The sequence below is a fragment of the Betaproteobacteria bacterium genome (assembly GCA_009377585.1).
GTDB lineage: Bacteria > Pseudomonadota > Gammaproteobacteria > Burkholderiales > WYBJ01 > WYBJ01.
Genome location: WHTS01000037.1, coordinates 14864 through 28184 on the forward strand (window position 1 = coordinate 14864; position 13321 = coordinate 28184).

The following is a 13321-nucleotide window of genomic DNA, read 5'->3' on the forward strand; positions in this document are numbered from 1 at the left end:
CCGGACAGTTATTCCGTCGCGCGGTGACGGCGACGCCGTCACCAACCGACGGAATAACCTACATGTCCATACCGCCCATTCCACCCATACCGCCGCCATGTCCATGACCCATATGACCGGCGCCCTCTTCCTTCGGCGCTTCCGCAACCATGCAGTCGGTGGTGAGGATCAGGCCGGCAACCGAGGCCGCGTTCTGCAGGGCAGCGCGCGAAACCTTGGTCGGGTCGAGCACGCCCATGGCAACCAGATCGCCGTACTCGCCGGTCTGGGCGTTGTAGCCGAAGTTGCCCTTGCCTTCGACCACCTTGTTGACGACCACCGACGGCTCGTCGCCGGCATTGGCCGCGATGGTGCGGATCGGCTCTTCCAGGGCGCGCAGCACGATCTTGATGCCGGCATCCTGGTCGTGGTTGGCACCCTTCAGGCTCTTCACGCCTTCACGAGCGCGCAAGTAGGCGACGCCGCCGCCGGCCACGATACCTTCCTCGACCGCCGCACGGGTTGCATGCAGTGCATCTTCCACACGCGCCTTCTTCTCCTTCATCTCGACTTCGGTCGCGGCGCCGACACGGACCAGTGCCACGCCGCCGGCGAGCTTGGCCACGCGCTCCTGCAGCTTCTCGCGGTCGTAGTCGCTGGTGGTCTCTTCGATCTGGGCACGGATGTTCTTGATGCGGCCTTCGATCGCCTTCTTCTCGCCCGCGCCGTCGATGACGATGGTGTTTTCCTTCTCGATCTCGATGCGCTTGGCGCGGCCCAGATCCTTCAACGTGGCGTTCTCCAGCTTCAGGCCCAGCTCTTCGCTGATGACCGTGCCGCCGGTGAGAATCGCCATGTCTTCGAGCATGGCCTTGCGGCGGTCACCGAAGCCCGGCGCCTTCACGCCGCAGGTCTTGAGGATGCCGCGGATGTTGTTCACCACCAGGGTCGCGAGCGCCTCGCCCTCGATGTCCTCGGAGATCAGCAGCAGCGGCTTGCCGGCCTTGGCCACTTGCTCGAGCAGCGGCAGCAGGTCGCGGATGTTGGAGATCTTCTTGTCGTGCAGCAGGATGAAAGGATCCTCCAGCACGGCGATCTGCTTCTCGGGGTTGTTGATGAAGTAGGGAGAGAGGTAGCCGCGGTCGAACTGCATGCCCTCGACCACTTCCAGCTCGTTCTCGAGGCTCTTGCCGTCCTCGACGGTGATGACGCCTTCCTTGCCGACCTTGTCCATCGCATCGGCGATGATCTTGCCGATCGATTCGTCGGCATTGGCGGAGATGGCGCCGACTTGCGCGATTTCCTTGCTGGTGGTGCAGGGCTTGGATTGCTTCTTCAGCTGCTCGACGACTGCCTCGACCGCCTTGTCGATGCCGCGCTTCAGGTCCATCGGGTTCATGCCGGCGGCGACGAACTTCATGCCTTCCAGCACGATCGCCTGGGCGAGAACGGTGGCGGTGGTGGTGCCGTCGCCCGCGACATCGGAGGTCTTGGAGGCGACTTCGCGCACCATCTGCGCACCCATGTTCTCGAACTTGTCCTTCAGCTCGATTTCCTTCGCGACCGATACACCGTCCTTGGTCACCGTGGGTGCCCCGAACGAGCGCTCGAGTACCACGTTACGTCCTTTGGGTCCCAGCGTGACCTTGACCGCATCGGCCAGGACATTCACGCCGGCGACGATGCGGCTGCGCGCCTGCTCATGAAAGCGTACTTCTTTGGCTGCCATTGTGGGTTTCTCCTGATACTGACTGCGTCCTGTGACGCGCCGCTTGGCGCTTGGCCCCAGAAACGCGTTAGAAGGGGTTTTACTTGCCTTCGACGACGCCCATGATGTCTTCTTCGCGCATCACGAGCAGCTCGTCGCCTTCGACCTTGACGGTCTGGCCGGAATACTTGCCGAACAGCACGCGGTCGCCGACTTTGACGTCGAGGGCCCGCACCTTGCCGTCTTCCAGAACCTTGCCTTTGCCTACCGCCATGATCTCACCCTGGTCGGGCTTCTCGGCGGCGGTATCGGGGATCACGATTCCCGATGCCGTCTTGCGCTCTTCCTCGAGCCGCTTGACGATCACGCGATCGTGCAGGGGACGAATTTTCAGTGCCATATATCGATCTCCTTGGTCGGACTGTTAGCACTCACCGGAGTGGAGTGCTAATAATAGCCACGCGTCGGCGCGGCTTCAAGCCCTTCGCTTCGGCATGGGTGTGTAAGTAAACGCTAACTTCGAAGGCAAGGTCCGCAGCTGAGCGAACTCGCGCGCCGAGTTGGCGACATGAGGGCAGGGAGCGCCGGCTTCAAGGGGCTCGTTCTCGAATTTCGCAAGCCGGGCCGAAGGGAGGGCGGTGGGTCGCGTGCTTGCTGAAGCGGGCGGGTTCCTGGGTAACGTGACGGCCGCTCGCTTCGGCTAGGATAGCAGCGTGGCTCCCCAATCCGCCCCTCGCGTCGCACGCTCCTCGACAGCGTCGCCCATGCTGCGGCTCGCGCAGTTCGTGACCCCCTACAAGGGTCGTTTGGCCGCCGCGGGACTCGCGCTCGTGGTCGCAGCCTCTGCCGTGCTCGCGCTCGGTCAGGGCCTCAGGCACGTCATCGATGCCGGTTTTGCGAGCGGCAATCCGACCTCGCTCAACGCCGCCCTGGCCGGGATTCTCACCATCGCGGTCGTACTCTCGATTGCGACCTACGCGCGCTTCTACCTGATGATGTCCACGGGCGAGCGCGTCATCGCCGATCTGCGCCGGGCGGTATTCGAGCGCATCGTGACGCTCTCGCCCGCTTTCTTCGACGCCACCCGCACCGGCGAGATCGTCTCGCGCCTCACCAACGACACCACGCAACTGCAGATGGTGATCGGCTTCGGCTTCTCGATGTTCCTGCGCAATCTGCTCATGATGATCGGCGCGACTGCGCTGCTGTTCGTCACCAGCGCGAAACTGGCCGGGCTGGTGGCGCTCGGCGTGCCCGCCACGCTCGTTCCGATCCTGCTTCTGGGCCGGCGGGTGCGGCAACTGTCCCGCGCCAATCAGGATCGGGTCGCGGACGTCTCGGCGCACGTGGACGAAGCGATCCACGAGATCCGCACGGTGCAAGCCTATGTGCACGAGCACGCGGAAAGCGAACATTTCGCGAGCCGCGTCGAGGCGGCGTATCGGGTCGGGGTCGCCCGGGTGCAGCAGAAGGCCTGGCTGATCGCGGCCGTCATGCTGATCGCCTTCAGCGCAGTCGGCATCATCCTCTGGATCGGCGGCCACGACGTGCTGGCGGGCCGGATGAGCGCCGGCGAGCTTTCCGCCTTCGTGTTCTATGCGTTCATCGTCGCCAGCGGCGCGGGCACAGTGTCCGAAGTCTGGGGGGAAATCCAGCGTGCGGCCGGAGCGACCGAGCGCTTGATGGAGCTTCTCGATGCACGGTCCGACATCGCTGCGCCCGCGAATCCGGTCTCGCTGCCGGCGAGGCTGCGCGGTCGCGTCGGCTTGCAGAGGCTGCGCTTCGCCTATCCGACCCGCCCGGACAGCATCGCGCTCGCCGATTTCAGCCTCGAGATCGCGCCCGGCGAGCGCATCGCGCTGGTGGGTCCCTCCGGCGCCGGCAAATCGACGCTGATGGCGTTGCTGCTGCGCTTCTACGATCCGCAGGCTGGCCGGATCCTGCTCGACGGCATCGACATCCGCCACTGCGACCCTGCGGACGTGCGCCGGCGCATCGCGCTGGTGCCGCAAGAGCCCGTGATCTTCGCCGCGAGCGTGCTCGACAACGTCCGCTATGGGCGCCCGCAGGCCACCGAGCGCGAGGTGCGCGCCGCGCTCGAAGCCGCCTACGCTGCCGAGTTCGTCGACCGCCTGCCGCAAGGACCCGCCACCGAGCTCGGCGAACGCGGCGTGCGCTTGTCGGGCGGGCAGCGGCAGCGGCTGTCGATTGCGCGCGCCCTGCTCGCCGATCGCGAAATCCTGCTGCTCGACGAAGCAACCAGCGCGCTCGACGCAGCCAGCGAGCGGCTGGTGCAACAGGCGTTGCAGGTGCTCATGCGCGCTCGCACGTCGATCGCCATCGCACACCGCCTGTCGACGGTGCGCGAAGCCGACCGGATCGTGGTCATCGAGCAGGGCCGCATTCATGCGATCGGCCGCCACGAGGAGCTGCTGCGCCAGGACGGGTTGTATGCGCATCTCGCAGAGCTTCAATTTTTGCATGCGCTGCCCGCGGCGGTGGACGCATGATGCGCGCCACGCCCCGCCGTGCCCTGCCCCGCCGTGCCCTGCCGCTCGTGTGTCATCGCCCGGGCAGCCCTGCGGCGTTTGCGCCCCATATGGTCATGAAACAGGCCAGGCAACCGGTGCGCACCGCTTGCGCAGAGTTTGTGCGCACCGCTTGCGCGAAGTTTGTGCGCACCGCTTGCGCGAAGTTTGTGCGCACCGCTTGCGCGGTATTGGCGAGCGTCGCGCTGCTGCTGATCGCCGGCTGCGGTCCGATGCGCGATCTCGCTTCGCCCGCATCCGCGGAGCTGCCCGCCGAGTGGAAGGCGTTGCTCGACGAACTGCGCGCGTTCGAGCGCACCATCGGCTTCAGGGAAACAGGCAATTTCGCCCGACTCACCGACGAGCGCGAGGCCTACGACTATTGCGGTCACGCCTCCAGGCGTGTGCTCCCGTACTCCTACGAGGACCCTGCGATCCGATGGCTGGAACAGATCGACGCCGAGCAGTGCCGCGACGCCGGTTCCGACAGCGATTGGTATTTCGGTTCGGTGGAGGTGTGGGGCGAGATCGGAACGCCCGTCACGCCGTCGATGCTTTCCGCCGAGCTGGGCCGCTTCATTTACCTGGTGATCCACGAGGACTGCCACGACCAGTTCCAGCTGCCCTACGGCATCGAGGAGCCGCTCTGCAACATCCTCACCTATCGCGCCATGGCGCAGTTCGGGGCGCAGAAGTACGGCTGGTACACGCCCGAGAACCGGGCGCTGCGCAACTACGCCGTGACGCAATCGCGCGAGACGCGTACGACGGTCGCGCACTATCGCGAAGTGGAAGGGTTGTACGAGCGCTACCATCGCCGCGAATTGCCGCTGGACGACCTGATGCTGGCGCGAGGCGCTGTTTACGCGAAGCTCGAGCGCGCGCTCGACCTGCCCGCGGGCGAGATGAATAACATCATCCTGGCGAGCCTTATGACCTATAGCCGCCACTACGCCCGCCTGGAAAGCGTCGTCGACCGCGTCGGACCCGACCTCGCGCGCGTGGTGGCTTATTTCCGCGCGGTCGACGCCGCCAGGCCCAAGCCCGAGGAATTGCTGCAGCGGCTGTTGATCAAGGATCGAAAGAGCCTGGAGTTCGTGCGCGCCAACGAAGAAGCCGTGATCCGGACGATCGAGCAGGCCGGCCGGAGGCGCACGGCCGAGCTTCGGTAGCTCCCGCGCGCTCAGGCCATACGGGCTCAGGCAGCGATCGAGCTCAACGCCGGTGAGCACAGTGCGGGCGCGCTGACGGCCAGCACTTCGTGCCGCAGCTGCACCAGCAAGCGCTCTCCCGCCGGCCATGCGCCGAAGCCGGCCTCGGCGTTGATGTGCCCCGCAGCTATCGTTCCGTCCTTGCGCCGTGTCTCAGTCGGGCAGCTGCACGACACGCAGATAGGGTTTCACTTCGTTCCAGCCCTGCGGGAAGCGCTTCTTCGCCTCGTCGTTGGAGAGGCTGGGGACGATGATGACGGGCTCGCCCTTGTTCCAGTTCACCGGCGTGGCGACCTTTTGACTATCGGTGAGCTGCAGGCTGTCAATCGCGCGCAGGATCTCGAGGAAGTTGCGCCCGGCGCTCGGCGGATAGGTCAGGATCAGGCGAATCTTCTTGTTCGGATCGACCACGAACACCGAGCGCACGGTCAGCGTGGGATCCGATTCGGGATGAATCATGCCGTACAGCGTGGAGACCTTGCGATCCGCATCCGCCAGCAGCGGGAAATTGAGCGCGTGTCCCTGGGTATCCTCGATGTCCTGCGTCCAGCGCTGGTGGTCGTCGACCGGGTCGACGGAAAGCCCGATCGCCTTGACCTTGCGTTTGTCCCATTCGGGCTTCAGGCGCGCCACTTCGCCCAGCTCGGTCGTGCACACGGGCGTGAAGTCCTTCGGATGGCTGAACAGGATCCCCCAGGAATCTCCCAGCCACTGGTGGAAGCGAATGCGGCCCTGCGTGCTGTCCTGCTCGAAATCGGGGGCGGTTTGGCCCAGCTGCAATGACATGACGTCTCCTTACGGTTGTCGATCTGGTGTCTTGAGTCAGAAGTTCGTCACCCCGCGAACGCGGGGGTCCAGGCGGAGTCCCGTTCTGGATTCCCGCTTGCGCGGGAATGACGAATTGCGACGAATTCACGATTCACCCTAGTCGTTGAAACGGCGACCCTCGGTGACCTCCGGCACGTAGCCGGTGCGGATCACGAAGTCGCCGAAGTGCTCATCGCCGCGTCGCTCGCGTGCGTAGTGCGCGACGATCTTGCCCAGCGCGTCGAGAATCGCCGCCTCGTTCACGTTCTCGAGGTACATCTTGTTCAGGCGCTGGCCGTGGAAGCCGCCGCCCAGATAGAGGTTGTATTTGCCGGGCGCGCGGCCGGTCAGGCCGATCTCGCTGATATAGGGCCGCGAGCAACCGTTCGGGCACCCGCTCATCCGCAGCGTGATCGCCTTGCGCGACAGCTGATGCGCTTCCAGCAATGTCTCGATCTTCGAGAGCAGCGACGGCAGGTAGCGCTCGCTCTCGGCCATGGCGAGCCCGCAGGTCGGCAGCGCGACGCAGGCCATCGAATTGAGGCGCAATGCGCTTTGACGGTTGAGCGCGTCGAGCCCGTGTTCGTCCAGCAATGCCTGGATGCGCGCCCGCTCGGCGGGCGCAACGTCGGCGATGATCAGGTTCTGGTTCGGCGTCAGGCGCAACGTGCCGCGATGATGCCGCGCAATCTCGCGCAGGCTGTCCATGACACGGCAGCCATGCCCATTGGCGATGCGGCCGTTCTCGATGAAGAGCGTGTAGTGGCCGTAGCCGTCGGCACCCTCGACCCAACCGAAGTCGTCTCCGTTGGACGTGAACCGATTCGCACGCGCCGGCTGCAAGGCAAAGCCCTGGCGGCTTTCGATCTCGCCTTTGATCCAATCCAGCCCTTTGTCGTCGATCGTGTACTTGAAGCGGGCATGAGCCCGGTCGCGCCGGTCGCCGTAGTCGCGCTGCACCGACATGACCGCGTCGATCGTGGCGAGCAGCTGACTGGCCGGCACGTAGCCGATGACATCGGCGAGCCGCGGGTAGGTTTCCGGCGCGCGGTCGGTTCGGCCCATGCCGCCGCCGATCGCGACGTTGAAGCCGTTCAGTTTCCTGCCGCCGCCGATGGCGATGAAGCCCAGGTCCTGCGCATAGACGTCGATGTCGTTGACCGGCGGGACCGCGAAGCCGATCTTGAACTTGCGCGGCATGTACGTCCGTCCGTAGAACGGCTCTTCCGGGCCGGACGACGCAATGCGCTGCTCGCCGTACCAGATTTCGTGGTAGGCGCGCATTCTCGGGATCGCGTGATCGCTCGCCTGCTTCGCGAGCTTTTGAACGGCAGCGTGCAGCGCCGACATCCGAGGGTTGACCGCACACATCACGCCGCGCGCATCGTCGCCGCAGGCCGCGATCGTATCCAGCAGCACTTCATGCAGACCCTGCAGGGTCGCCCTGAGATCGCGCTTGAGCACCCAGTGGAACTGGAACGTCTGGCGTGTCGTGAGGCGCAGCGTTTCCCCGCCATGGGCGCGGGCGAGCTGTTCGAGCTTGAGCCACTGCGTGGGCGTGCACACGCCGCCGGGCAGCCGTACCCGCACCATGAACTGATACGCGGGCTCGAGCCTCTGCCGCCGTCGCTCGTCGCGCAGGTCGCGGTCGTCCTGCTGATAGATCCCGTGGAACTTCATGAGCTTCGGGTCGTTACCCGGGACGGCGCCGGTGAGCTCGTCCAGAAGTCCCGCCGCGATGGTGCCGCGCAGCTGATCGCTGCCCGCCTTCAGCGCTTCGTCGGTGCTGAGCTTCTCCAGCGGCTGCGACAGATCGTGGCTGCGGTCGATGGGTTCAGTCGTGACCATCAGTAGACATCCCGTTGGTAACGGCGATCGCGCTGCAGCGTGCGCACGTACTCTTCTGCCGATTCGGCTTCCAGTCCGCCTTGCCGGGCAACGATTTGCACGAGCGCCCGATGCACGTCGGGGGCCAGGCGTGCAGCATCGCCGCAAACGTAAACGTTGGCGCCTTCCTCCAGCCAGGCGTAAATGTCGCGGGCGTGCTCCAGCATGCGATGCTGGACGTAGGCCTTCTGCGCGCAATCGCGCGAGAAAGCGACGTTCATGCGAGTCAGCACCCCGCTTTTCAGGAATTCCTGCCACTCCGTCTGGTAGAGAAAATCGGTGCGGAAGTGGCGTTCGCCGAAGAAGAGCCACGTCTTTCCGTTAGCGCCATGCGCTTCGCGTTCCTGCAGGAATGCCCGATAGGGCGCGACACCGGTCCCGGCGCCGATCATGAGGATGGGCCTGTCGTCTTCGGGCAATCGGAACAGCGGATTGGATTGGACATAGACTGGAATCCGGGCGTCAGGCACGCCGCGCGTCGCGAGATATCCGGAAGCAACGCCCATGCGTGTCTGGCCATGCAGCTCGTAGCGAACGGTCGCCACCGTCAGATGCGCTTCTCCGGGAAGCGCGGCGCTGCTCGAGGCAATCGAGTAGAGCCTGGGCTGCAAGGGGCGCAAGCCGGCAACGAATTGCTGCGCCTGGATCCCGGGCACGGGGAAGCGCCGGAGGATGTCGACGATATGATGCGTTCCGAGAAACGCCGCGCGTTCCTCGGCGTGCGCATCTTCGGTCAGGCGCTTGAGTGCCGCAGCGCCGCTCAACTCCACCCAATGCTGAAGGAAGCGCGGCGTCGCGATGGTGATTTCGAGGTCCCGTCCGAGCGCGGCCTCCAGCGGCGCATCGCCCTTCTTCAGCGAGACCGGCGTGGCGGCGGGAAACGCCAACGTTTCCAGGATGGATTCCACCGCCGCCCGATCGTTTTGCGGCACGAAACCCAGGGCATCGCCCGGCCGGTAGTCGAGACGGGAATCGCCCAGCGACAATTCGACGTGGCGCGTTTCCTTGCTCGACCCGCGGCCGGTCAGCACCAGGTTCTCCGTCACGGCCGCAACCGCGGGATTGTTCTTGTCGACGGCAGCGGCCGGCTTGGCCCGAACGAGGCTCACGGCGGGAACGGGGCGGGCGGGCGCAAGCGGCGTGTTGCCAGCCTCGTGCTTTTCCGTCGTCAGCAGCGCCAGTACCTTCTCGGTCCAGTCCGCGGCCGCATCGTCGTAATCGACGTCGCAATCGATGCGCGGCTGCAGGCGCGTGGCGCCCAATTCTTCCAGCCGGCGATCGAGCCTCTTCCCGGCTTCGCAGAAGCGCTCGTAGGTCGCATCGCCCAGGGCGAGCACCGCGTAGCGCAGGTCCGGCAAGCGCGGTGCCTTGCGGCCTTCGACGAACTCGAAGAACTCGGCGGCGGGTTGCGGCGGGTCGCCCTCGCCGTGTGTGCTGGTGATGATGAGGACGTCCTGCGCCTCCTTGAGCCGCCGCGACTTGTACTGCGCCATGTCGACGACCTCGGGCGCAAGGCCCGCGGCACGTGCCGCCTCGGCCAGCTTGCGGCCGAGTGTCGCGCAGTTGGCGGTTTCACTGCCGTAGAGTATGGTCAGCGTGCGAATCGGCGCTTCGAGGCCGGCAGCGGCGGCAACGCGCGCCTTCGGCGACACCTCGGCCGCGGCCTGGGCGATGGCGCGTGTCGACGCGCTGAGCCCGGCGAAGTAGCCGCTGAGCCAGAGTGCTTGCTCGGCGCTCAGCGAAGTTGTCAGCGTTCTCAGCTGATCCGATTGCTCACTCGTCAGCGGGAATTCCGGAATATCTAGCGCACCCATTTCGATAGCGTTCGTCGTTTGCCACTGCGCACGCGCTTCTTTGGCGCACGCGGTTACCTTGCGTGGCGAGAGGGGAGAATGTACTAACATCGGCTCGTGCGATGAACGAACGAAACCGCACGAGCACATGCGAAAACCGGATATGCAGGTGGCAAGGTGAATTTTCAGCAACTACGCTCGGTGCGCGAGGCCATCCAGCGTAATTTCAACCTGACCGAGGTGGCCGAGGCGCTATTCACCTCGCAGCCCGGCGTGAGCCGCCAGATCCGCGAGCTCGAGGACGAACTGGGTGTCGCCATTTTCGAGCGCCGCGGCAAGCGGCTGACGGGGCTCACCGAGCCGGGAAAGGAAATCGCGCGCATCATCGAGCGGCTGCTGGGCGAACAGGACAATTTGCGCTGCGCCGGAGAGGAGTTCGCCAACCAGACGACCGGCCGGCTCACCATAGCGACCACGCACACCCAGGCGCGCTATGCCCTGCCGCCGGTGATCCGCGGCTTTCGCAAGCGCTATCCGCAGGTGCGGCTGCATCTGCAGCAAAGCGCACCGGATCAGATCGCGCGCTCCGTGCTGGAAGGGAAGGCCGATCTCGGAATCGCCACCGAGGCGCTCGAAGGCCATCCCGAGCTGGTCGCCTTTCCGAGCTACCCGTGGAATCACATCGTCGTGGTTCCGGCGCAGCACCCCCTGCTGCAGGCCAAGGTCCTGACCTTGCCGCTGCTGGCGAAACACCCGCTCATCACCTATGAAGCCGGTTTCACGGGCCGGCCGCACATCGACGAGGCGTTCGCCAAGCAATTGATCGAGCCGGAGATCGTGCTCACCGCCATGGATGCCGACGTGATCAAGACCTATGTCGCCGACGGCCTCGGCGTCGGGATCATCGCCTCGATGGCGTTCGAGCCGGAGCAGGACAAGGCGCTGCGCGCGCTGGAAGCGAAGCATCTGTTCCCTTCCAACATGACGCGGCTCGCCATGCGGCGCGGCGCCTACCTGCGCGGATTCGCCTACGCGTTCATCGAGCTGTTCGCGCCGCAGTTGACGCGCGCCGCCATCGACAAGGCGATGCAGGGCGAGCCCGAAGACTACGCAATCTGAAGACGTGAAATGAGAGCAAGCTGGTGGGTGAAGGACGGAACCGGCGGCGAAGCACGCCGGTGAGCGTCCGCTGCGCACGGTTAGGCCGCACTGTGGCATGAAACCGTCGCTTCACAGGAACTTCCATTTGAGAACAATCGCGACGGCTGCAGGGACCAGGAAGATAAGGGCAAATATAGGAAGCTCCTCAGCTACCGAGTAGCCGGCTTTGGCGATTCCGATCCACATGTTCAGTGCGGCAACGATGAACCATACAGCGATGTATCCAATTGCTGCCGTCAGTGTGGCGCCGGGATAGTTTGTAGAGAACAGCTTCCCGAGAATGAGGAATGCAGCCAGCAGCAGTAACCCGGCGAGCAAGAATAGTCCAGTGCGCATTGTCGTTGGTTACGTGCAGTCGGGTTGATCCTGCAGCGGATGTGGCGCCCAACGGTGCGGTTGAGCCGCAAGCGCAGGCGGGCGACGCCCACTGGAGCGCGTCGGCTCCAACCGCTTGTTAGGCCGCATCGCTGCCTCCGCCCTGCGCGTTGAGCAACACCGATGGCGTGCGGCTACGCATACGGCGAGCCATCTTTGTGCACAAACCGACCATCTGTGTTCGAGCTCATCATATCGATGTCAGAGCAAGTGGTGAGATCGCTCGGGTTGCGTGAACCGATCTCCAGACCATCCGCCCGGCGGCAGCGTCATCAAATTTACGCCAAAGTCGCGCAGCCCCCCGGCATCACCCAGACGACGGCGCGTCCGACTTGCGCACGGAGCATCGAACGGAGCTGGATAGCCCGAGCCTGTACGACCAGGAACGGATGCGATGGCAATCTTAGGCATCAGTTGCTCATTCAGTGGAATGCGGCATAGCGCCCCGGTTGTTAAGCGTCATTTCCTCGGGCGTCGGAGTACCACATGGGTGGCTTTCTCAGACGCTGCGAACTGCACGCATTCATATCCTAGAGCCCGCAGGTCCACCCGCTCGAACAACCGCTCGCCCCGACCCAGCAGGACCGGCGCAATCGCGACGTGCAGTTCATCAATGAGAGCCTCTCGAAGATACTGCTGAATCACATTGGGCCCTCCACCAATGCGCACATCCATGCCGTTCGCCGCTTCGCGCGCCTGGTCTAGCGCCTCGTGAATGCCGCCCGTGACGAAATGGAACGTCGTATTGCCTTCCATCTCAACGGGCGAACGCGCGTGATGAGTCAGCACGAAAACGGGCACGTGGTACGGTGGGTTGTCACCCCACCAGCCTTTCCAGTTCGAATCGGGCCAAGGACCGCGAATCGGTCCGAACATGTTCCTCCCCAGTATCCACGCTCCGATGTTTCTGAATCCCCGCGCGGCAAAATCGTCGTCGGCCCCGGTCGTGCCATCGCCCGCACCGTGGGTTCTCTGGAACGTGCGTGTTGGGATGAACCACTGGTGCAAGTCCTCCCCGCCCACCCCGAGCCCATTGTTAATGTCCTGATCCGGACCCGCTCCGTATCCGTCAAGTGAGATGGCAAAGCTCTCAACCCGAACCTGCCCCATTCTCCGACCTCCACTTGGATTGACGCCAACGGTGGCCATCAGGGGCAGGAGCCAGCGGACGAAGGCCGCTGGTGATTGTCCGCTGCATGGCGGGGTTGGGCGTCAGTGCGCACCACCAATACTATTCCGGATGCCCACGCGAGCCTAACGGTGATGAAACCCTCGCGGCACTCAAGCGCGTCGAGAAATTCTGGCACCCTTGAACCTTGGCCTTCCGGCCAGTTTCGTTGAGGAAGAAGGTCATCTGCGACGTATACGCCACCAACGCTTAGAAGCGACAGTGTTTCGTCGAGGTAGCTGAACTTCCCAGGCCAAGCGTCAGCAAAAATCAGTTCGTAGAATTTTCCCCGCGCGCCGTTGATGAACTCGGCTCCATCGGCAATGTGAAATGTAACGCGCGGGTCCATGCCGAGATGACGGCGCGCAATCGCGACCGAATCCGGGTCCGAATCGACCGTCTCAAGGCGCGACAATTGATCGGACCCTTCCAGGATCCAAGCCGTTCCATGACCGACGCCAGTGCCAAGTTCGAGGAAACGCCCTCCGGGCTTAGATGCGGCAATGGCCGCCAGCAACGCTCCGGTCTTCTCCTCCGACGCGAATCCGAATCCCATCCTCTCGGAATCCGCTTGGATCGCTGCGAGAGGTTTCGGTCGGCGATGAATTTCAGTATCGTCCATCGAACGCTCAGTATGACGCCTAACGATCGTGTTGAGCAGCCGGACAACAGCAAGCGAAGCGCCGCTGTTGGACGGGTCTGCT

The 13321-nt window shown here is 64.4% G+C and carries 12 protein-coding genes and 1 pseudogene; 3 read left to right on the plus strand and 10 right to left on the minus strand.

Translation table 11 applies throughout. The features are described 5' to 3' along the window. Positions 1 to 58 precede the first annotated feature (58 nt). Together groL and GEV05_13840 are read right to left on the minus strand one after the other, a co-directional pair. Positions 59 to 1708: a chaperonin GroEL gene (gene groL, locus GEV05_13835; GenBank protein ID MPZ44458.1), complete on the minus strand. Its 1650-nt coding sequence runs from the start codon at positions 1706 to 1708 to the stop codon at positions 59 to 61. Positions 1709 to 1787: 79 nt separating this feature from the next. After that, complete coding sequence (locus GEV05_13840; protein ID MPZ44459.1) at positions 1788 to 2081, minus strand: co-chaperone GroES; 294 nt, start codon at positions 2079 to 2081, stop codon at positions 1788 to 1790. 370 nt (positions 2082 to 2451) lie between these two features. On the opposite strand from GEV05_13840, the gene GEV05_13845 reads away from it, so the two are divergent. After that, a complete protein-coding gene (locus GEV05_13845) occupies positions 2452 to 4197 on the plus strand; it encodes an ATP-binding cassette domain-containing protein (protein MPZ44460.1) in 1746 nt (581 codons plus the stop codon). A gap of 188 nt (positions 4198 to 4385) precedes the next feature. Beyond that, positions 4386 to 5387, plus strand: coding sequence for a hypothetical protein (locus GEV05_13850; protein MPZ44461.1), 1002 nt, complete (start codon positions 4386 to 4388; stop codon positions 5385 to 5387). 26 nt (positions 5388 to 5413) lie between these two features. Here GEV05_13850 and GEV05_13855 read toward each other — a convergent pair whose 3' ends face one another. The 4 genes from GEV05_13855 to GEV05_13870 form a co-directional block, all read right to left on the minus strand. After that, positions 5414 to 5608, minus strand: a complete 195-nt coding sequence (locus GEV05_13855) for a hypothetical protein (GenBank protein MPZ44462.1) — start codon at positions 5606 to 5608, stop codon at positions 5414 to 5416. Next, positions 5580 to 6212, minus strand: coding sequence for a redoxin domain-containing protein (locus tag GEV05_13860; GenBank protein ID MPZ44463.1), 633 nt, complete (start codon positions 6210 to 6212; stop codon positions 5580 to 5582). Before GEV05_13860 ends, GEV05_13855 begins: the two co-directional genes overlap by 29 nt. A gap of 138 nt (positions 6213 to 6350) precedes the next feature. Beyond that, on the minus strand, positions 6351 to 8081 hold the full coding sequence (locus GEV05_13865) for an NADPH-dependent assimilatory sulfite reductase hemoprotein subunit (GenBank protein MPZ44464.1): 1731 nt from the start codon (positions 8079 to 8081) through the stop codon (positions 6351 to 6353). Further along, complete coding sequence (locus tag GEV05_13870; GenBank protein ID MPZ44465.1) at positions 8081 to 9934, minus strand: assimilatory sulfite reductase (NADPH) flavoprotein subunit; 1854 nt, start codon at positions 9932 to 9934, stop codon at positions 8081 to 8083. The genes GEV05_13865 and GEV05_13870 overlap by 1 nt, the downstream gene beginning before the upstream one ends. Positions 9935 to 10090: 156 nt before the next feature. Between GEV05_13870 and GEV05_13875 the strand changes: the two genes are divergently transcribed. Then, positions 10091 to 11032, plus strand: coding sequence for a CysB family HTH-type transcriptional regulator (locus GEV05_13875; protein ID MPZ44466.1), 942 nt, complete (start codon positions 10091 to 10093; stop codon positions 11030 to 11032). Between the two features lie 111 nt (positions 11033 to 11143). Here GEV05_13875 and GEV05_13880 read toward each other — a convergent pair whose 3' ends face one another. The 4 genes and pseudogenes from GEV05_13880 to GEV05_13895 all read right to left on the minus strand — a co-directional run bounded on the left by GEV05_13880 (position 11144) and on the right by GEV05_13895 (position 13239). Next, entirely contained in the window at positions 11144 to 11410 is a 267-nt protein-coding gene (locus GEV05_13880; GenBank protein ID MPZ44467.1) for a hypothetical protein, read from the minus strand. Positions 11411 to 11583: 173 nt separating this feature from the next. Beyond that, positions 11584 to 11860, minus strand: a pseudogene (locus GEV05_13885) (hypothetical protein). A gap of 48 nt (positions 11861 to 11908) precedes the next feature. Then, positions 11909 to 12559, minus strand: coding sequence for a dihydrofolate reductase (locus GEV05_13890; GenBank protein MPZ44468.1), 651 nt, complete (start codon positions 12557 to 12559; stop codon positions 11909 to 11911). A gap of 38 nt (positions 12560 to 12597) precedes the next feature. Continuing rightward, positions 12598 to 13239 carry an SAM-dependent methyltransferase gene (locus GEV05_13895; protein ID MPZ44469.1) on the minus strand — a complete coding sequence of 214 codons (642 nt, stop codon included), beginning with the start codon at positions 13237 to 13239 and terminating at the stop codon, positions 12598 to 12600. Between the last annotated feature and the right edge of the window lie 82 nt (positions 13240 to 13321).

What these genes read in the sequence shown, in the direction of transcription:
- GEV05_13865 (MPZ44464.1), bottom strand. Translation starts at nt 8,081, where the DNA reads ATGGTCACGACTGAACCCATCGACCGCAGCCACGATCTGTCGCAGCCG.
- GEV05_13870 (MPZ44465.1), bottom strand. Translation starts at nt 9,934, where the DNA reads ATGGGTGCGCTAGATATTCCGGAATTCCCGCTGACGAGTGAGCAATCG.
- GEV05_13890 (MPZ44468.1), bottom strand. Translation starts at nt 12,559, where the DNA reads ATGGGGCAGGTTCGGGTTGAGAGCTTTGCCATCTCACTTGACGGATAC.
- GEV05_13860 (MPZ44463.1), bottom strand. Translation starts at nt 6,212, where the DNA reads ATGTCATTGCAGCTGGGCCAAACCGCCCCCGATTTCGAGCAGGACAGC.
- groL (MPZ44458.1), bottom strand. Translation starts at nt 1,708, where the DNA reads ATGGCAGCCAAAGAAGTACGCTTTCATGAGCAGGCGCGCAGCCGCATC.
- GEV05_13880 (MPZ44467.1), bottom strand. Translation starts at nt 11,410, where the DNA reads ATGCGCACTGGACTATTCTTGCTCGCCGGGTTACTGCTGCTGGCTGCA.
- GEV05_13895 (MPZ44469.1), bottom strand. Translation starts at nt 13,239, where the DNA reads ATGGACGATACTGAAATTCATCGCCGACCGAAACCTCTCGCAGCGATC.
- GEV05_13845 (MPZ44460.1), top strand. Translation starts at nt 2,452, where the DNA reads ATGCTGCGGCTCGCGCAGTTCGTGACCCCCTACAAGGGTCGTTTGGCC.